The organism is Rhodopseudomonas boonkerdii (genome assembly GCF_021184025.1).
GTDB classification, from domain to species: Bacteria; Pseudomonadota; Alphaproteobacteria; order Rhizobiales; family Xanthobacteraceae; genus Tardiphaga; species Tardiphaga boonkerdii.
Genome location: NZ_CP036537.1, coordinates 4,175,350 through 4,194,775, shown reverse-complemented (window position 1 = coordinate 4,194,775; position 19,426 = coordinate 4,175,350). Strand labels below are relative to the sequence as shown.

14 protein-coding genes are annotated in these 19,426 nt (G+C 59.7%); 3 read left to right on the top strand and 11 right to left on the bottom strand.

Going from position 1 to position 19,426, the window contains the following annotated elements; translation table 11 throughout:
- Positions 1–2: 2 nt before the first annotated feature.
- Together kce and E0H22_RS19305 are read left to right on the top strand one after the other, a co-directional pair.
- The gene (gene kce / locus E0H22_RS19310) at positions 3–935 is read left to right on the top strand and encodes a 3,5-dioxohexanoate:acetyl-CoA acetone transferase (RefSeq protein WP_233022610.1); all 933 of its coding nucleotides are present in this window, start codon (positions 3–5) and stop codon (positions 933–935) included.
- Between the two features lie 193 nt (positions 936–1,128).
- Entirely contained in the window at positions 1,129–4,266 is a 3,138-nt protein-coding gene (locus E0H22_RS19305; protein WP_233022609.1) for a glycoside hydrolase family 113, read from the top strand.
- Between the two features lie 27 nt (positions 4,267–4,293).
- Here the strand turns inward: E0H22_RS19305 and E0H22_RS19300 are convergent, their stop codons facing one another.
- The 4 genes from E0H22_RS19300 to E0H22_RS19285 are packed head-to-tail and all read right to left on the bottom strand — an operon-like array spanning position 4,294 to position 7,974.
- The gene (locus E0H22_RS19300; RefSeq protein WP_233022608.1) at positions 4,294–4,698 is read right to left on the bottom strand and encodes a hypothetical protein; all 405 of its coding nucleotides are present in this window, start codon (positions 4,696–4,698) and stop codon (positions 4,294–4,296) included.
- Complete coding sequence (locus E0H22_RS19295; RefSeq protein ID WP_233022607.1) at positions 4,695–5,870, bottom strand: glycosyltransferase family 4 protein; 1,176 nt, start codon at positions 5,868–5,870, stop codon at positions 4,695–4,697. Before E0H22_RS19295 ends, E0H22_RS19300 begins: the two co-directional genes overlap by 4 nt.
- Before the next feature lie 17 nt (positions 5,871–5,887).
- The gene (locus tag E0H22_RS19290) at positions 5,888–7,174 is read right to left on the bottom strand and encodes a glycosyltransferase (protein ID WP_233022606.1); all 1,287 of its coding nucleotides are present in this window, start codon (positions 7,172–7,174) and stop codon (positions 5,888–5,890) included.
- Positions 7,171–7,974, bottom strand: coding sequence for a WecB/TagA/CpsF family glycosyltransferase (locus tag E0H22_RS19285; RefSeq protein ID WP_233022605.1), 804 nt, complete (start codon positions 7,972–7,974; stop codon positions 7,171–7,173). Before E0H22_RS19285 ends, E0H22_RS19290 begins: the two co-directional genes overlap by 4 nt.
- 252 nt (positions 7,975–8,226) lie before the next feature.
- Between E0H22_RS19285 and E0H22_RS19280 the strand changes: the two genes are divergently transcribed.
- Positions 8,227–9,336: an endo-1,4-beta-xylanase gene (locus tag E0H22_RS19280; RefSeq protein ID WP_233026427.1), complete on the top strand. Its 1,110-nt coding sequence runs from the start codon at positions 8,227–8,229 to the stop codon at positions 9,334–9,336.
- A gap of 2 nt (positions 9,337–9,338) precedes the next feature.
- Here E0H22_RS19280 and E0H22_RS19275 read toward each other — a convergent pair whose 3' ends face one another.
- The 7 genes from E0H22_RS19275 to E0H22_RS19245 are packed head-to-tail and all read right to left on the bottom strand — an operon-like array spanning position 9,339 to position 19,098.
- Complete coding sequence (locus E0H22_RS19275; RefSeq protein WP_233022604.1) at positions 9,339–10,772, bottom strand: oligosaccharide flippase family protein; 1,434 nt, start codon at positions 10,770–10,772, stop codon at positions 9,339–9,341.
- 3 nt (positions 10,773–10,775) lie between these two features.
- Entirely contained in the window at positions 10,776–11,828 is a 1,053-nt protein-coding gene (locus E0H22_RS19270) for an acyltransferase family protein (protein ID WP_233022603.1), read from the bottom strand.
- Between the two features lie 3 nt (positions 11,829–11,831).
- Positions 11,832–12,938 carry an acyltransferase family protein gene (locus E0H22_RS19265; RefSeq protein ID WP_233022602.1) on the bottom strand — a complete coding sequence of 369 codons (1,107 nt, stop codon included), beginning with the start codon at positions 12,936–12,938 and terminating at the stop codon, positions 11,832–11,834.
- A 41-nt stretch (positions 12,939–12,979) separates the two neighbouring features.
- Positions 12,980–14,062: a glycosyltransferase gene (locus E0H22_RS19260; RefSeq protein WP_233022601.1), complete on the bottom strand. Its 1,083-nt coding sequence runs from the start codon at positions 14,060–14,062 to the stop codon at positions 12,980–12,982.
- Positions 14,059–15,453, bottom strand: coding sequence for a VpsF family polysaccharide biosynthesis protein (locus E0H22_RS19255; protein ID WP_233022600.1), 1,395 nt, complete (start codon positions 15,451–15,453; stop codon positions 14,059–14,061). The genes E0H22_RS19260 and E0H22_RS19255 overlap by 4 nt, the downstream gene beginning before the upstream one ends.
- Positions 15,450–17,756: a polysaccharide biosynthesis tyrosine autokinase gene (locus E0H22_RS19250; protein ID WP_233022599.1), complete on the bottom strand. Its 2,307-nt coding sequence runs from the start codon at positions 17,754–17,756 to the stop codon at positions 15,450–15,452. Before E0H22_RS19250 ends, E0H22_RS19255 begins: the two co-directional genes overlap by 4 nt.
- Positions 17,737–19,098: an outer membrane beta-barrel protein gene (locus E0H22_RS19245; protein ID WP_233022598.1), complete on the bottom strand. Its 1,362-nt coding sequence runs from the start codon at positions 19,096–19,098 to the stop codon at positions 17,737–17,739. Before E0H22_RS19245 ends, E0H22_RS19250 begins: the two co-directional genes overlap by 20 nt.
- Between the last annotated feature and the right edge of the window lie 328 nt (positions 19,099–19,426).

Here is a 19,426-nt window from a genome sequence, read left to right as displayed (position 1 = left end):
TCATGCGGCGAAACAACAAGGTCATTATCAGCTGCGCCATCACCGGTTCGATCCACACGCCTTCGATGTCGCCGCATCTGCCGGTGACGCCGCAGCAGATCGCAGATCAGGCGGTCGGGGCGGTGGAGGCGGGGGCCGCGATCGTGCATTTGCATGCGCGCGTACCGGAAACGGGACGACCGACGCAGGACAGGAATATCTACGCAAAATTCCTGCCGGAGATCCGCGATCGTTGCGACGGTATCGTCAACATCACGACTGGCGCCGGTCTCGGCATGACCATGGACGAGCGCCTTGCCGCGGCGAATTGGGCCAAGCCGGAAATAGCCTCCATGAATATGGGCTCGTTCAATTTCAACATTTCGGGAGCGGCGAGCCGTTTCAAGGAATTCCAGCACGACTGGGAGCGTCCATATCTCGAGGGCACGACCGATTTCATCCTGTCGAACACCTTCGCTCAGATCGAGCGGGGCATGCGGGAACTCGGCGATCACGGCACACGGTTCGAATTCGAATGCTATGACGTCGGCCATCTCTACAATCTCGCGCATTTCGTCGGTCGCGGATTGGTAAAGCCGCCTTTCTTCGTCCAGTGCATTTTCGGCATTCTTGGCGGCATCGGAGCCGATCCGGAAAACCTTATGCATATGAAGGCAACCGCCGACCGGCTGTTCGGTAACGATTATTATCTCTCGGTGCTTGGCGCAGGGCGCCATCAGTTCCCGCTGGTCACCATGTCGGCAATTCTCGGCGGCAACGTACGCGTTGGCCTGGAAGACAATCTCTATCTCGGTCGCGGGGAACTTGCGATGTCGAACGCCGCTCAGGTCGCAAAGATTCGCGGGATCCTCGAGCACCTGTCGCTGGAAATCGCAACGCCTGATGAAGCGCGGCAGATGCTTCAGACAAAGGGAAAGCGCGCCGTCGGATTCTGAATGGGGGATCTGCGCGATCGTATGGCGCGCTGTTCCTCGCGGAAATGATGCGATCCGTTATTGTCGAGAACATACAACGACGCGGCTTGATGGTCGCCATTTGAGCTTTTGCTTTCGTAAAAGTTTGGATGGGTCTCTTAAGATCGCTGTTAAGGGATTGCGCTAAGCCTCCGCCAACAGCGGAGGTCATTCAGTGGCAGCTCTTTTTGAAGTACAGGGCTTCGGCGCATTATCGGAGTGGAACGGACAATTCGCCAGCGCGTCGGCAACGCAGTCGTTTCAACAGATTGCAGCGCTCGGTTCCAATTCGGTGAGCCTCACGACACGCATCTGGACGACGAACAAGTCCACCAGTGACGTATTCGCGCATCCCGGCAAGACCGAGAGCGACGAGAGCCTGCTTGCAGGATTCAAGGCTGCGGATGCCGCGGGTCTGTCGGTCATGTTCAAGGCTGCGATTTCGCCACTCGACGGGGCCGGTTCCATGAACCTTTCGCCGACCGATATCAGCGCGTTCTTTGCTTCCTACAAGGCGGAGATCGTGCATCTCGCGGAAATCGCGCAACAGGGGGGAGTCGATACATTCGTCATCGGCAATGAGATGAGCAGTCTGACGGGGAACAGTTATCGCGCATACTGGACGGACATCATCTCGTCGGTGCGTCAGGTCTATCACGGAGAACTGACCTACTCGGCTGCAACCGATGAAGCAGTGCATGTCAGCTTCTGGGATCAGCTCGACATCATCGGTGTCAACACCTATCCGCCCTTGACCTCGAGCACGACGCCAACCGTGCAGGAGATGGTCCATGCCTGGACCGAGGTGCCGTACAATCCGTATTATGTGGCGGCGTTCGACTACAAGTCGCCGGTGGATTTTCTGGCTTCGCTGTCGAAGACCTATGGCAAACAGGTGCTGATGACCGAAGCCGGCTTTCGTAGCATGGATGGCACGGCGATGCAGCCGGGTTCCTGGACCGCAGATGCGCCGGCCGATGTTGCGGAACAGGCCGATGCCTATAACGCCTTCTTCCAGGTCTGGAGTGCTCATGGCGGCAGCTGGATGAAGGGTGTCGAACTTTGGCAGTGGGATCTGAGCGGCAAATACAACGACATCGGCTATTCGCCCATGGGTAAGCCGGCCGAGGCGATCGTCTCACAATACTTTCACGGCAACGGTGCATCGCTCGATCTCACCGTTACCGGATCGGCCATCGATGATGTGATCGATCTCGGTCGCGGCAATCACACAATCAATGCCGGACTCGGCAATGATGTGATCCGTGGCGGCGATGGTGACGACGTAATCGTAGGTGGCCCATCGGCCCAGGGCAAGCTGACGACGACCACAGTCACGTTGACCGGTTATGGTACCGCCGCTGCGGGGGGCAACGCACAGGCGCAGGTGCTGGTCAACGGTCAGCCGGTTTCGGCGCCGCTCGAATTCAAGCCGGCGACCGATCCGGCCGGATACACGACCTATACGTTGACCTTTGCCAATCCCGATCAGCTTGCCAGTCTAGGCATCGAGCTGGTCAATTCGGCGCCGGGCCGCGCTTTGCATTTCAAGGACATCGTCATCAACGGCGTCTCGGTGACGCCGAGCGAGGTGATCAATGCCAGCGCACCGGGATCGTTCGATCTCTATGTCCGCAGCATCCATCTGGATGCGACCGCACATCAGGACTGGTTTTTTGGGGCCAATAGCGACAACGATGTCATCTATGGCGGCGACGGAAACGACATCATCACCGGCGGCATCGGCAACGATGTGATCGATGGCGGTGAGGGCATCGATACGGCGGTATTTTCCGGAAAGGTGGCGGACTATACGATCTCTTTCGTCGACGGCCGGCTCGTGGTCACGGATGGAGTCGCGGCGCGCGATGGCACCGACCGCATTACAAATGTGGAGCACCTGAAATTCGCGGATGCAACCATAAGTACGCCCGGACTCATGACTGGCCTCTCGGTCCTCGCAAAGGGGAGCGCGTATCAGGCGTCGATCGCCAATGGTGCAGCTGTTACCAGCGAAACCATCCGCAACGCAGACGGAACTCGCGATGTCTATATCCGTGACATCGTCGGACAAAGCTATACGTCGGAACATAGCGTGATCGGCGCCGGCGGCAAGACGACGCTCGTCGATCGCTTTCATGGCGACAACGACCTTGTCTTCCGTCAAGTCGTGAATGGTGACGGATCAGTGTCGCGCAGCGAGTATGATGATAGCCACCTGACGAGCCTGCTGAACAGTTTTGTCGATAGATCGTTCCAACACTTCGTCTTCGATGCCGCTGGATTCCAGGCCAGCACCACACTTCGCGATGCCGATGGTACCCGCGACATCCGCGACTACGGTATCACCGGGCAAGATTACACGTCACGCCACACGGTCACGGACGACTCCGGCAGAAGTGTCATGATCGAAGGTCTTCATGACGATGGCACGCTTGCCTTCAGACAAACGGTGGATGCAGCTGGAACCAGGACTTTCAATCAGTATGATGGAGCAGGTCATTTGTCGCAGCAGACGGTGGGCAGGAGCGACGGCTCTTTCGTGCAGACCGCATACAAGCTTGACGGCGGCATTTCCAGTCAAACCATCCGGAGTGCCGACGGCAGGCGCGATACCATGACCTATGATATTGCCGGCAAGACCTATACGACCGAGCATGTGGTGCGGGATGCTGCCGGCAAGAGCGTGCTCATCGAGCAGTTTCGCGATGACGGATCGATGGCGCTGAAACAGATCGATGATGCCGGCGTCAAGACGCTGGCGCAATACAACGATGCCGGCCAACTGAAGAATCAGACTGTGATCCAGGCTGATGGTTCTTACGTGCAATCGAGCTTGGCGGCGGGTGGGCATCTCGCTAGCGTCATCGCCCGCAATGTGGACGGCAGTAAAAGCGTCGATCCATCCGATATCGCCAATCAGGCCCACGTTGCCAGGCATGACATGTTCGACGCTACAGGCCAGCATCTTGCCACGGTGTTCGACAACGAGGACGGCTCGTACACGGTAACAGCCTACAAAGCCGGTGTCACACTGGCCTCAACCGGCGGCAATGACATCATGACCAGCGCCGGTGGCGATACATTTGTGTTCAAGGAGGCTGCCGGCCACGATGTGATCAACAACTTCCATGCCGGGCAGAGTGTCGATCACGACGTCATCCAGATCGCGTTCTCGATCGCCAAGGAGTTATCGCAACCGGTCACCCATGTAGTCGGCAATGATACGGTGATCGATCTCGGCCATGATGTGTCGATCACGCTGAAAGATATGACAGCCCCGCTGACTTCGCATGATGTACTGATCGTCTGATAGCAGGTTGTCGGGACCTGCAGACTTTTACATCAGACCCTTGATCTTCTTGCAGGACGTTATGCCGGTCGATGACAGGCCGACGATCTGAGACGTCGATTTCGCCAGTGTCAGATCCTTCTTAGAGATGAAGCGAAGCGTGGCGCGGGGATTGGCGTCGCAAAAGCGCGACAGCGTGGCGGCAGTGGCTGGGATGGTGTCCTGCTTCGGAATAACGCCGATGCCGCCATCCTTCAGGATGAAAGCGTCCTGCACATTAGGCATCAGCGCCGTGATCTCGCACACCTTGAACAACGAGTCGTAGGTCTGCGGAGTCATCTGCAAATCGCCGGCGAGGCCGCCAAGCAGATATTCGCGACTTTTGTTGCAGCTGCTCGCCTGCGCGATTGTCGAGATGGTCAACAGAAGGAGAGTAACACCGAGTGTCCTCATGCCGACAGCGCCTCGAGGGGGGATGCGGCTTGCGGGCGGGGCAGGCGATAGGTTTCGGCGGCGCAACGCTCCCATGACAGATCGCGTGCATGTGCGCGGGCGCCAGCGGCGAGGCGGACACGCAGATCGCTGTTTTCGGCAATCTGCTGAATCAGACTGGCGACCATCTCGGCTTGTGGTTGCGCCAGCAGGCCGGACTCGCCGGCAAGAACCGCATCAGGTACGCCGCCGATATCGCTGGCAATGCTGGGCAAGCCACTGGCTCCGGCTTCGAGATAGACCAGACCGAAGCCTTCGACACGGCCGGAGGATTCAGGCAATCCGGTCAGGCAGAAGAAATCCGCTGCGCCATAGAGATCCCGGATTTCCTCGTCGGATATTGCGCCGAGCAGACGCACGTCGCATTGAGAGGTGTTGATCAGGCTTCGTAGCTCGTTCACATACTGAGCCTCGCCCTCGGGTCCAACGATCAACCAGGTGATGCGCTGACGCAGTTCGGCGGGAAGTCGCGCCAATGCCTCCAAGGTGAGATGGTGGCCCTTGCGGCGCGTGATTCGCGCGACCGTGACCATCACGATGCGATCTGGCCCGATCTCGTGGCGGGCGCGTACGGCAGCTCGATCGTTGCGAGCGCCGCCGGACCAGAAAGCCGACACGCCGAGACGGATCGCGTGAATACGGCGCTCATCGATATCGAATTTCGTGCGAAACAGATCGCGGGTAAAGCGGCTGTTGGCGGCGATCTCGGTCCGTGGACCGAATGCGCCGCTGAAGCGAATCGCAAGGCGCTTGGAGGCTGTCTGTGTTTCGTTGATCTCGGTGCCGTGTACGGTCATCAGCAAGCGTGCCGGCGTCCGGCTACGAGCGAGCGCGACGGGAATGAAGAACGGCCAGTCGGCGGCATGCACCACATCGAAAGGCGCAGCGCCGACGTGGCTGCGCGTCAGAAGGACCTTGGCAGGCAGATCGCGCGCCGAATGGAGCCCGCCGTTGAAGCGGTGGACGGGGAAGGGCGATGCGCGATCGGCCTCCGATGTATCCTTGCCATAGTTCGGCGCAACCATTGTGACCCTGGCGCCGAGTTGAGTTGCCGCGACAGCGATCTCCCGTGCATAGGTGCCGATGCCGCCACGCATCGGGGCGTATTCGCTGGAGAGCAACAGGATGTTCACGCTTACCGTCCCGAACTTCAGTGCGCTGGCGATGGTGTCAGCCCACGGGCATCCTGGATTCTCTGATGATACGTGTAGACACGTGCCAGCTGTGTTGCTGGCGTGAAGTTCGCGATGGCACCGGCCACATCCAGCGGATCGAGCGAGCCGGCATCGATGGCGTCGCGAATATCGACGAAACGATTGGTCAGCGCTTCCACCATCTCGTCGCGGGAGCGACCGCGGGGGATCAGATAGCCGCTTTTTCCGTCATGAATTACGGATTCCAGTTGCGGCAGATGAACGGCGACGGTGGGGCGCCCGACAGCAAGCGTTTCGAGCACGCAACGCGGCATGCCTTCGAACTCGGATGTCAGGATGCCCGCATGCGCGCTGGCCAATGTTGAAGCCATGCCGAGTGCATCCTTGAAACCGTGACGCACAGTGATGTCCTCGATGGCGGCGAACTCCGGGAAGCGATGTGGATCGCTCGTGCCGATATAGTGGAATTCGAGCTTGCCGTTGTGTTTTTCCTGCAATTTCTCGCGCAGGCGCGCGATGGTGCGGAACATGAGCGGCGGATCCTTGAATTCATCGAGACGCCCGGCAAAGATCACGCGGAACGGATCGGTGCTGGCGGGGAAGGGCTGTGGCTTGAAGATATCGGTGTTCACCCAGGTCCAAAGTGTATCGATCTTGTCCTTCTGCGTCGGGTACGAGTTTTTCAGCCGTTCGGTAATGAACGGATTGACGCAAAGAAAATGCGCGCTGGTGGAGACGGCGAAGCGTTCGCCGAGATTGTGCACGAAGGAATACTTCTTCAGCAACGAATCCATCTGCAATTTGGGTGCACCCTCGCCGTGCAGCATCTGCACATAGGGGCGCCGCAGCAGTGTCGGCAACCAGGAGAATTCGACGCGACGCAGATCGACCGTGCAGCCACGCTGGCGGATCAACCGTGACACCGGAATGAAATAGCGCAGCAGGGCAGTAAAAAATTGTCCCGTCAACGAGGAGCGAATCGTCTTCGCGGCTTCGCGCGCCTGCTGGTCGGTGTAGCGCAGAATCGGCAGAAAATCGAAATCGCGGCCGCGGAAGGTGAGGCGACGTATCTCACCGAGCTTGAGATCCCCGATGGAATCTACACCGACGAAAAGGAGGTCGGTATCCGCCGGATGAAATGTGATGAAGTCGCGGATATAGGTCTCGAGGCCGCCGACCTTCTCCCCGCGTGGATCGAACGGGTGGATCAGGCAAATCTGATAACGACGCCTGGTGGGAGCAGCATTGCGGGCGCGCAGGCCTAGGGTCAGCGTGGACGTCATGCGGCTTTCCTTGTGCGAGACGTAGTGAGGAAGCGGGTACGGGCTGAGAGGATTTGAGGCAGTGTGCCCGCCAGCAGGCGCGGTACTGCAGCGGCGCAGCGCGCATAGCGCGGAGCCAGCCGACCGGGATCGTTGATCATCCGCCAAGCCCATTCAAGCCCGGTCCTCTGGGCGAACATCGGTGCGCGGACTTGGGTGCCGGCGATGAAATCGAGCGATGCGCCGATGCACAGGAAGCCGGTGCCATTCAATTCGTCGAGGCAACGGGAGGCAAAAACTTCCTGTTTGGGAGCGCCGAGCGCGAGGAAGCAAAGCTTCGCGCCGGACATGCGAATACGTTCGATCGCTTCGTCGGCTTCGGCAGAATAAGCGCTGAAGTTGCGGCCCGGGGCAAAAAAGCCCGCGACTTCGAGCCCGGGATAGCGACGCTTCAACTCCGTTGCGGATTTCTCCAGTGTGGGCGTATCGGAACCGAACAGGAAGATCGGCAAACCCTTCTGGCTCGCGGCGGCGCATAGCGGCTCCACGAGATCGGCGCCGGTCGTGCGAGAGATGGGAACTCCGAGCAGACGGCTCAGAACGACGATCGGAAAGCCATCGGCGGTCACAAAACGCGCGCGGCGATAAGCGGCGCGGAAATCGGGTTTCTTCTGCAGTTGAACGACATGATCGAGGTTCAATGTGCAGACGCTGAAGTTCTCACCCTGTTCGGCGGCATCGACGATCGATGTGATCGCCTCCGACAGCGACGACACATTGACGGTCACACCATCGACGGTGAGATTTTCGGAGGTCTGCATTCTAGCAGTATCGGCCTTTAGCGTAGGCTGTGTGTCGACCATGTCAGTGTCCCCTGATGACGATGTAGTCGAGTTACGCTTGCATGCACACACTACCTGCTCATCGATGAAGCAGCGCCTGCACACAGAGTCGAAAGACACTCTCCTCGACGTGACGGACATCAAAACGAACTATTGCGACGCAACGATGGCGATGTGGTCGTGTGATATCGGAACGCGCGCGACATCGTTTGGAATCGATGGAGAGTGAATATGTTTGAATGCTCAAGGAGAAAGTCGCTCGCGATTCTTGCCGGCGCGACGGTCGCTATGCATCGCGATGCGATCGCTGCTCCTCAAACGCAGAGCCAGGTCGGAAGCCTCGGGGCGATTGCGGCGAAAAATGGATTGACGTTCGGTGCTGCTGCGGGGCCGGTCATTGATAAAGACGTCGGCTATCGCGAACTTTACATGAGTCAGACCAGAATCATCACGACCGATGTTGCACTGAAGATGGGCACTGTTGCGCCACAGGCGGGCGCGTTGCGCTTCGAAGCCGGCGATCGTTTGCTACAGTTTTGTACAGCCAACAAAATTCCCATGAGGGGCCACTGTCTGATCTGGAACGACTGGGTGCCGCAGTGGATAAAGGCCATGAGCGTCGACGAACGTAGAAAATTCTTCGATAGTTATATCGACCAGGTGGTTGGGCGTTACGCAGGCAAGCTGCATTCCTGGGATATCGTCAATGAGCCGTTCTGGCCGGGTCACAAGGCGCCGGGGGGCTACCGGCTCGGGCCGTGGTACGATGCGTTCGGGACCGATTATATTCGCCGCGCCTTTGAGCGCGCCGGGCAGGTCGACAAGACCACGAAATTCGTGCTCAATGAGGCGCAGACCGAGCGAGACGACGATGTCGGCCACACGTCGCGCGCAGGTATGCTCCGTCTCGTTGATGAGTTGCAGCATGCAGGCGTCCGGTTGCACGCGATCGGCCTCCAGGGCCATCTCCAGCCGCGCTATCCGCACGACCCACAACGTTTCCTCGAATTCGTGCACGCGCTCGCGGAGCGGAAGGTGGATATCTACATCACCGAGTTCGATGTGCGCGATGACACGTTTCCCGACGATGTCGCTGCGCGGGACAAGGCAATCGCCGAGACCGGCGAGAAATTCCTCAATACCGTCTTGCAGGTTCCCGCGGTGAAGGCAGTCATCACGTGGCAACTGTCGGATCATTACTCGTTCTACAAGGGGATCGCGCTGCAGAAGGATCCGCTGACCCAGCGTCTGCCGCGGCCTCTGCCCTATGACGAGAACATGCAGAGAAAGCCGTTATGGTTTGCTATGGCCCGCGCCTTCGAGAACTCCAAGCGCGGCTGAGTTCAGGAAAAGCGGGGCTGACGCTTGACCATCCGCAGCAGCGTCGGCCCATACAGGATCGCGAGAACAGCGACATAGAGTGCAGCACCGGTGGCAATATGGGCGGCGAGCGCTGCATATGATGTCGCCTCGGGTAGCCGCGTGAGCAGCGTCGCCATGGCAAAGGTTGCGGTGGCGATGCGGGCAAGATGAGTCCAGGGGAGCGTGAGGCCGAAGCGCGTGAAGCCGAGTGCGAAGCTGACCAATGCGGCGGCGACTGCCGAGATCACCGTCGCGGCGGCTGCGCCCACCAGTCCCCACAGATGAATGCAGATCAGGCTGGCGACGATGGTCACGGTCGCATCAATGGCGGAGACCACGACCATCAGGCGTGTCTTGCTGTGAAGTAGGAAGACCTGATCGCCGAAATGGGCGCGGATATTGCGGATCGACCCCGCCAGCGCCGAGAGCGGAAGCACCGCCAGCGTCACGGCCTGAAACGGTGCGGCAATGAGAAGATGCACGATCTCGGCGCGCAGCAGGAAGATGCCGGCGATGCTGGGAGCGAGAATGCCGAGCAGCAAGGCGCCATTGTCCGAAAGCTGACGCATCGCGGCGCGGCTGCCGTTCTGCTCCATGCTTCTGACGGCGAGCGGGAAAGCGGCGGCGGTCACCAGCATGGCGGCGACGGCGGCGGCGCGCTGGCCAAGACCATAGCCAACCGCGAACAGGCCGGCGGCAGCGACACCAAGCATGTCATTGATGACGAAACGTGACGCGTTCAGACCGACCCAGCCAAGCGCGCCGCCGAAAATCAGGGGAATGCCATAGTTCAGGGCATGGCGGATGATCTCACGGTCGATCGGCCAAAAGCGGCGGCTGTAGCCTATCCTGGGCAAAACGATCAGCGCGGCGAACAATTGAGCGGCGGCATAACCGAGCAGGGGCCATTCGGGCGCCGGGCTGATCAGTTTGATCAGCAGCAGGCCGAGCAGGAAACCAGCGGCCGGGCCGACGATCTGCTGGATCGAATAGACGCCGATCTGATGGCGCACGCGCGCACGCTCGGCGATATAGAGGTTGAGTGAGCGGCTGATCACATAGGCCACGGTAGCGCAAAGCAGCATCGGACTGGTGTCGGCGGCGATCACCATGTAGAGCACGACGATCACGGCGATGCTCTGCAGCACCAACGAGAGCAGGATGACGACATTCTCGGTGCGATAGAATCGTTCGGCCCCGTCATTATCCTGATAACGTCCGAAGAATCGCAATGCATATTGCGACCACCAGGCCAGAAAGCCGATCTGCAATAGCTCATGCGTTGCGGTGATCAGCGTGATCACACCCAACGTGTGCTCGTTGACCACATGGGTCCACACGATCATTGCGACCAGCTGGAATAGCGGGCCGACGATCTGAGCAGGAAGATAGAGAATAGTGCGTTTCAGCAGCATGTGTTACGCCCCGAGATAGCGCAGCAGGCGCGGCGGTGCCCACTGGCGCAAGGCCAGCAGCGCAGCTCCGGTGACAACGAGGGCGATGATATACATGAGCAATGTCGCGGCGACGCTCCCGAGTGCGCGGAACCCGCCCAGATCGCGTAGCGCCATGATCACGAAGATATGCCAAAGATAAACGAAGTAGCTGCTTGCGCCCAGTGTGGCGAGAAGAGGAACGTCGATGCGTGAGGCGAGCATAAGCGTGCTGAGGGCCGCGGCATAACCGAAGAAAGCCGTTGAATCATAGGCGGCTGCGTCACCGATCACGGCCATGCGCACCGCCGTATAGATCGCATAAGCGAGGATCGTGACCACGCCGAGGGTCGGCATCATGTCGAGCAGAGCCGCCCGGATTGACGCTCGCGCAATCAACATGCCGAGCGCCGCAAAAGCGAACCAGAAGGGGATGTCGCGCATACGGAATTCCTCGATCACGCCGTCGCCGAAGCCGAAGCGCGCCAGAACGGGATCGAGATAGCTGCCGATGACGAGACCGAGGATGATGGTCATCAGCAGCAGGACTTGTAGCCGCTGTTCCGCTTGTTCGGGCACGCGGGTGGCGACCCATAGCACCAGCCACAGCATCAGCGTGCAACCGATATAAACGAACACGTAATAGTAGACGAAGACGTAAGCCAGCGAGAAGCGGGCGACCGTCGTGGTGATGCGGTGATCCATCGCCGGATTCATCAGAGCCATATAGAGATAGGCGGCGACAAAGGCGATCGTATAGGGGATTACCGTGGAAACGAGCCGTTTCATCACGGGCACGCGGCCGGATAGGCCGGTGAGATAACCTGAAGCGAACAAGAAGATCGGCACGCAGGGCCGCATCAAGGCATCAAGCGCGATCTTCCAGGACGCGTCGAGCGGCTGTTGCAAGGCATGAATACCGATCACCATCAGAATCGCGATGCCGCGCATGCTGTCGATCGCGCCGTCGCGGGTGACGGCCGATGTGTAGGCCGGCTGGGTCACGGCTCCCGAGTTTGCATGTGCAATACTGGTCATCGGTCAGGTCTGCCCTGAAAGCGGCGCCGCAGCCCCACGCGTGCGGAACTGCCGGTCGTAGAACTCGTTGAGCGCACGCCGCAACGGCGTCTCGAAGTGGCGCAGTGACAACACGCTAAGCGCGGCCAGGACCACGACGGCCACAGGCAGCAGGATGAGCTTACCGCCAGGCAGGACCGGAGTAAGATAGCGTGCGGCCAAGGTCAGCACGAGGGTCGCGACCGGAATATGTAGCATGTAAGACGAGTAAGTGAGATCAGACCAGCGTTCGAACCCGAGCTTCGAAAACAGAGTGGTCTGACGGATGCAGTCGTGATGGATGGCGAGCAATGCTATTGCATAGACTATGAGCAGCGCTACGAAGATGTTCAGGTAGGCACCGATTGCGATGAAGAGGACGAGCGATCCGCTGAGCAAGCCGGGAAGCGCAGGCAGCGCGGTGATGCGATCGCGATAGAGATAGCAGGCGATGCCGAGATTGAAGGCCGGCAGAGCGCGGAGGGCGCCGCCTTTGTTGATCCAGTCCGGCCACGGCTCCGTGCCGGCTATGACAGTGAACAGCGTATTAGAAATGAAAGGCACTGCAATCAGCAACAGAACAAAAGGCTTCCGCCGGCTTACCAGGATCGCCATCAGCGGGAATAGCACGTAGCAGAAGAACTCAGCCGAGAGCGACCAGCTCGGAAAGTTGAATGTCAGCCTTGCGCCATCGATGGCATGTAAGAGAAGAAGTTGCGCCGGGATGTCCGAAAAGGGATAGCGCGCAGGATTCTCGCCGCGCGCGATGCCGAAATGCAGTGCTAGTGCGATCGCGACATAGAAGGCGAGCGTGGCGAGGTGCAGTGGATAGATACGGGCGAAACGCCGCCACAGGAAGCGGCCGACAGCGGCAGGAGATGCCACCTTGGTGAGGTACTGGCTTGCAATTACATAACCGGAGATGACGAAGAACAGATCGACGAACAGATTGAAATGCCAGGTGTGATCGACCAGGAAATGACCGACTGGCTGATCTTTCACATAGTCCGAATAATGCAGGATCACGACGGCGCTGGCCGCAACGATCCGCAGCCCGTCCAGATGCCGTGTCTCCGTTTTGATGTCCTGCAAGCGTGCGTCCCCGGTTCGATGCATGATCGTCGATGACGTGATCAGCGGGCGATCATGTTGTCTTTCGGTGCGGTGCGCCGATTGACTGCGTCGATAGCAAGTTCGGCGATCAGATCGATGACGGTGTTGTGGTCGCTGGCGGCGAGCGCATTCCAGCGGGCCAGATTCTGAGTCGCCGCTGACGCGTATTGCGGACGCCACTTTGGCGTAGCGATGGCGGCACCGATCTGCGCGGCGGCGTTACCGTGGTCGGATGTGTCGATGAAGATACCGGAATTGCCAAGCACTTCATGGAACACCGGGGCATTGGGGGCGACGACGGGCAAGCCGGCATATTGCGCCTCCAGCAGCGGCAGGCCGAGGCCCTCGTCATGTGACGTGCATAGAAAGATATCGGCCTGATCGAGCAGGCGCGTGACATTCTCCGCGGATTGATAGCCATGCAGCGTGACGCCGGGCATGCGCTCCAGCGTGGTCCAGTCGTCGCCCCAGCCCCTGCGTCCGACGATATCCAGCGTTGCGCCGGGAAAGCCATGCTGGCGCAGCGCGCCGACGATGTGGCCGGCAGCGACGAAATTTTTGCGCGGCTCGACGGTGCCGAGCGCCACCGCGCGCAGCGGGGCCGCGTTGACACCGCGTGCATCGCGTCCCGTCGATTGCAGATTGAAGACGTTGCGCACCGGGGGGCGGTACAGTGTGATGTTCGCATCGGCGCGCGTGTAGGCGCTGATCTTGCGAAGTGTATCGCGTGAATTGGTCAGAAAGCGCGGATAATGCTTGAGCGCGATCCTGAAAGGAGCAGCCATATAGAGCTTGGCGCGGATGTTCAGATCGTCGCTGCGCGTGATCAGGAAGTCGTCGTGGATATAGGGTAGTACGCGTTGCGCAAAAGGGCGTAGCAGCGGGCTCGGCGGAAAGCCCGGGCAGAGCAGCAGCGCATTGGAGGTTGCGAGGCGTGCAGGCAGTCCGAATGTCTGCGTCGTGATCATCTGGCGCGTGCCGCTCGATGTGATGGGAACGATATCGAGCGGTTTTAGCGCCGCTTCGGAGAATAGTTCCTGGGTGATGCGCTCGAGACCGGTGACGTGACGGCCGAGATGGGTATGGTCGACATAGATGGTCATGCGATCTCCTGATGCCGAACTTGCGGACGCCGGGCTCTGAGCTGTGGCGATGGCGCAGCCGGCCGCGGGTCATGTGGCAGCAGCAGTGCGGTCAACAGCACCAATTGTGCCAGTTGAATATTCTTCGAGGAAAAGCTGACCGAGCTTGCTGCGATCATCAAAATCAGGAGGAGAACCGCCCAAGCTGCTGGGCTGGAGCGCCGCATCAGCTCTATCGTGAAGCAGGTTAGCCCCAGGGTGATCAGAATTGTGTGGACAAGGCCGAACTGAACGATGCAGGACACCCAGAAGTTCTCGATGCCATAGTTGAGGCCGAGTTGCGATTGCAGCGCATTCACACGAACCGGATTGGGGCCAAGCACCAGTTCGCTCCATTGGAAATGCGACAGCATGTCGAAGGTTGCGACACGCGCCAGAGCGCTACCTTTGTCAGACGAGAAGCGGAGCAGCATCTTGTCGAAGATGCCAAGCGAATAGGCGGCGAAGATGAGGCCGACGGCAGCGAAAATGAGGCAGATGGCACCGGCCGCCACCAGCAGCGGAATTCGTTTGCCGCGAATGAGGTTGAACGCCTCGATCAACCCCGTCAGCGCAAGCACGGCGAGCACTGTCATTAGCGCCGTGCGGCCACCAAAGGCCATCAGCGAGCCGAGCGCAAAGGCGATCAATGGAATGCGGATGAGCAGCGGCGGACATACGGCCGGCCGCAGCACCAGCGCCATGATATAGGCGGCGACGATGCCCGAGGCTGTAAGCGGATGACCGAGCAATGCCGCTGAGCGCCATTCACCCATCACGACGACGCTGCCGAGGGTGAGTGGCACGATGCGATGGCCCGATACGAATTCATAGTAGCCGATCAGAATATTGAGCAGCATCGTGGCGTGCAGCGCCCAGATCAGCGGGCGGCGCTGCTGCGGCGTCAGGCGCCAGATCAGCAGGCACAGCAAAACTGGCAGCAGGAATGTATCGATGATCACCGTGAAAGGGCGGTCGAGCACGAACATCTGGATCAGCAGGCAAAACCAGCAGAACAGATGGATCAGCAGAAGCTTGGCTTCGGAGAACGTGCGGTTGATCTCCTCGATCGGATCGCCGCGTCTCATCAGCAGTAACAGTGTCGCCACGAAGGTCAGATAAGTCGTCGGATGCAGCTTCTCGAGGAAATTTCCGCCGGCGGTGAGATAGTGGATCTTCAGATTGGTCAGAACGCTGCCCGACAGTGTGAAGATTGCAATCGTGGCAATGGTGAGAAGACCGACCACGACGGCCGTGACGAGCTGCCCAATGTCCGGAAGCGGACGGCGCTGCGGCACACGCACGCCGCGAGCCGCAGCGAAGGCACCGTGACGTTGCAGCTGCTGCGGTGATGCGGTCTGGATCGCCGTCACCGGGCTGCTCCCGTGTTTACGGGGACACCATAAGGTTTGAGGTAGGCGGAGCTGCGATAATAGTCGTAGAAGCGGATCTTGGAGAGATCGACCTGGGTCAGCACCGTGCCGAGGATGCGATCATGCACGGGTACCAGAAGTTCCATCGTATGCTGGACCACTTCGCGCGGGGTGCGGTCCCAGGCGGTAGCGAGCAGGATCCTGTCGGCGAGTTCGGCCAGCGCACGGCCATCGACCAGCGGAATAAGCGGTGGCGAGTCGATAATGATCAGCTCGTAATGCGACTTTAGGCGCTCGAGAGTTTCGATCATCTGTTCCGAAAACATCAATTCGGTGATGACATCGACGTCTCTCACTGCAGGCGAAGGCAGGATCGACAGGCCGCTGGAGCGATCGAACAGCAGCGCATGTTCGAGCGGCACTTCACCCGTGGCGACCTGGAACAGGCCTGCATCGGCATTGGGGCATAGCGCGCGGGTCATGCCGGGATTGCGCAGGTCGGCGTCGACCAGAAGAGTCTTGATACCGAGCGTGGCGATCGAAAGCGCGAGATTGCCGGCAAAAGTCGTCTTGCCTTCGCTCTCGAGACCGGACGTCACCAGCACTACCTTGACCGGGGCGACCTTGCGTGCGCGCTGGATCGACAGGCGCACGGCGCGGATCGCTTCGGCGAAGAAAGTTCCGGGCTCCTCGACAGCATATCGCATCAGTGGCGGCTGCAGCGATGGCGGCAACAGGCGCATGGTGCGTGGATCGTAATTGGCGAGTTCGGCGCGACCCCGCCTGGCGCGGGTGGCGAGTTCGCGCGCGCCGATCGTCGGCAGTGCGGCCAAAGCCGGAACCCCGGTGATCGTCTCGGCCTGCTCCAGCGTCTTGATCTTGCCGTCGAGATAATCGATCAGGAACGCCAGCACGGTGCCGGCGCCGAGGCCGAGCAGAACGGCGAGACCCAGAATGAGCTTGGATTTCGGCGCCGACGGGAATAGTGGCACATTCGCCATGGAGACGATGCGGGAATCCGGCAGTTCCAAGCTTTCCTGCGCCGTCGTCTCCTTGGAGCGCGCGAGATAAGACTCGTAAAGAGTGCGATTGGCCTCGGCCTCGCGCTGCAGCTCGTGTAGGCGCACCAGGGCCTGGCCAGATGTCGTCGAAACGCCCTGCAGCTTGTCGAAACTGTCCTGCAGCGAGGCCTCGCGCGATTGCGCGACGTCGTAGTCGTGCTTTGTGCTTTCGACGATGCGCCGAAGCTCTTCATCGATGAGCTTCTGGGTATCCTTCAGCTGCGCGCGCACATTGGCGACCAGAGGGTGGCGCGGGCCGTATTTGCTGGTCAGATCGGCGTCGTTCTTGGCGATATCGGCATATTGTGCACGCAGCTTGCTGACCATATCCGAGGAGACAGCAGCATTCAGCCCGCCCGCATCGGCACCGGATTTGGCGAGTTGCTGCACCTGGTCATATTTGGCGCGTGCTTCGGCGGTCTGCACGCGGGCGGCGATCAGCTTGTTATTGAGATCGGTGATCTGCTGGTCGTTGACAGTGACGCCTTGGGCCACCGACAGATTGTTGACGGCACGATAATCGGCGACGGCTTTCTCCGAGACCACCACGCGATTCTTGAGGTCATCGATCTGGCCGCCGAGCCATTTGGCGGCGATCTTGTTGGCGTCGGTTTTGGCGCGAACCTGCTCATCGAAATAGGCGGACGCGACGGCATTGGCTATGGTCGCTGCCTTGCCCGGCGATTCCGAACTCACGGCGATATCGACCAGGAATGTCGTGCCCTGGCGTGTCACTTTCATGCGCTGCTGCAGCATATCCACGGCATTGGCGCGGGCGATTTCTTCCGGGCTGAGACCACCGGATCCACTAGAGCTCCTGAACAGGCTCTTGATGGGATCGAGCAGGCCGGGTTTCGGGATGAACTCGTCGTCCTGCGTTAGCTTCAGCCTGTCCACCACGCGCTGTACCGTCGCCACGGACTGGATCAGCAGGGCTTGGCTCTCGATCGTGGCATCGTCGGTGCCGATATTGGTCGGCGTCGTCTGATTGGTCTCGATCATGGTGGCGCGGCGGGGATCGACCAGTACCGTCGAGGTCGCCGTATAGAGTGTCGTTGCCGACAGGATATAGGCTATGGCAATGGCACCCAGCACCGCTGCTGGCGCTACGACCGCGCGCCAGCGTCGACGAAGGATGCGGGCCATTTCGCGCAAGTCGACGGTCGGCGTCTTCCATCCCTCGACAGATGTCGGAACGGGATCCGTCGCAGGATAGGCTTGATCAAAATTGCGCTGTAACATTGATCCCCACCTGGTGCTTGTCGTAGCTGAATAGCGGCGTGTTGCTCTGGCGCGATGTGTAGCGGTGATAGGCGGAAATCGCGCTGAACCGGTTCATCAGGTATTTGACGCTGGCGTTGGTCGAAGTGACCGTGTCGCGGCGGTCTTGGCCGAAGAAGTTGTCGACCTCGTAACCGGCAGAGGCGGATAGGACGACATTGCGCAGCAATTCGTAGTCGGCTCCGACCTGCACTGCATTGGCGAGCACGCCCGTGGAGCTGGTGTCGGAAGTCTGTGTCACGAGCTGCTCGGCCTTCACGTGGATGTCGAGCATCCGCGTCGGGCTCCAGGTCAGCTTGGCCCGATAGGATGGACCGGATACGGTACCGATCAGTGGGTTGTCGAAACGCTGCTCCACATATCCGCCGCCGAATTCGCCTTTTACCAGACGGCCGAGACCGACGGTGAAACCGGACAGGACGCGATAGCCGGTGGAGTCGATGGAAGAGCCCGGAGTGCCCCGCAGATCGCGCTCATTCCCCTCCGCGCCGGCGAACCAGCCGAGCGATGGCGAGAAAGCGTAATCGATACGGCCGTGCACCGCATAGATCTGTCCGTCTCGGCCGCTCTGGTCGATGATGCTGCCGTCCTGGGCGCGCGCGGTGCCAAATTCATAGGAATCGACACGGGCGCCTACCGAAGCAGTTAATCGGCCCCATTCCTTGCGGACAGTGAGATCACCCGAGAACAGATTATAAGGTGTTGGCGTAATCGCATTGGTCGGCGAACTCAATGATCCTACGCCTTCGTTTAGATGCGCGATCTGGAAACTGCCGAGCACCACCATGTCATGGGCAACATCGAACCAGCCCGAGCCCTTGAGACTCACATTGGTCTGATCGAGGCTCGAATATTGATTATAGATCGTGGTCTGCGAATTCAGCTTCAGATCGATGCCGTGGCGCTCCCACAGCGTATACGCCCGCAAGCTCGGTTCGATCGTGGCAGCAACGTCCGCATTCTTCTGTGTGTTCGACGCAAAGACATTGCTGTCATAGAGTGCGCCAGTCATCAGCGACGGATTGAACATCCACGAGCCCGAACGAATGCCGACCGGCTCATAACCCGGATGCTGCCGGCCCTTAACAGGGGTGTCTTCGGGAGCCACCGGCTCGTTGTCATTGTCGCGGGTATCGCGATGCTCGAGCTCCGGCAAGGCGGACGGTTCGAAGATGCGCTGTGCATTCCATGGCGCCCCCAAGGGGTCCATGGTGTTCTGGATAGCCTGTGCATTGGCGGAGGAGGCGAAGCCGAGCATCAGCGCGGTTGCGGACCATGGCGCGAAACGCCGTGCATGACGCATGGCGGCCACCGATCGGAGCGCGCTCTTGCGCGCGACGACCGCATCAGCTGCCAATGATGCCGGCGAACATTTCATCATGCATCCCTTGCGAAAGGCATTTTTCGTCCTTCGCGATCGAATAGTCGTTGTCGAGTCTCGATTGCCGCTTAGAAATTCACCGCGAAGCCCGCAAAACCGGCAAGATTCCGATGAATGAAGCGCCCCCGCTAGCACACACGCTCAACTCACGTTTGATGAAACGTCCCCCCAAGCTCGCGACAACGTGGCGTACGAAACTAAAGTTCGTCGCACTGCACAACATTACACAGCGCAAAGAGACGAGACTAAG

Bases quoted from the DNA above. Each gene is read 5' to 3' on its own strand.
- kce (WP_233022610.1), top strand. From the start codon at position 3: ATGCGGCGAAACAACAAGGTCATTATCAGCTGCGCCATCACCGGTTCG.
- E0H22_RS19300 (WP_233022608.1), bottom strand. From the start codon at position 4,698: ATGAGGACACTCGGTGTTACTCTCCTTCTGTTGACCATCTCGACAATC.
- E0H22_RS19290 (WP_233022606.1), bottom strand. From the start codon at position 7,174: ATGACGTCCACGCTGACCCTAGGCCTGCGCGCCCGCAATGCTGCTCCC.
- E0H22_RS19285 (WP_233022605.1), bottom strand. From the start codon at position 7,974: ATGCAGACCTCCGAAAATCTCACCGTCGATGGTGTGACCGTCAATGTG.
- E0H22_RS19280 (WP_233026427.1), top strand. From the start codon at position 8,227: ATGTTTGAATGCTCAAGGAGAAAGTCGCTCGCGATTCTTGCCGGCGCG.
- E0H22_RS19275 (WP_233022604.1), bottom strand. From the start codon at position 10,772: ATGCTGCTGAAACGCACTATTCTCTATCTTCCTGCTCAGATCGTCGGC.
- E0H22_RS19270 (WP_233022603.1), bottom strand. From the start codon at position 11,828: ATGACCAGTATTGCACATGCAAACTCGGGAGCCGTGACCCAGCCGGCC.
- E0H22_RS19260 (WP_233022601.1), bottom strand. From the start codon at position 14,062: ATGACCATCTATGTCGACCATACCCATCTCGGCCGTCACGTCACCGGT.
- E0H22_RS19250 (WP_233022599.1), bottom strand. From the start codon at position 17,756: ATGTTACAGCGCAATTTTGATCAAGCCTATCCTGCGACGGATCCCGTT.
- E0H22_RS19245 (WP_233022598.1), bottom strand. From the start codon at position 19,098: ATGCGTCATGCACGGCGTTTCGCGCCATGGTCCGCAACCGCGCTGATG.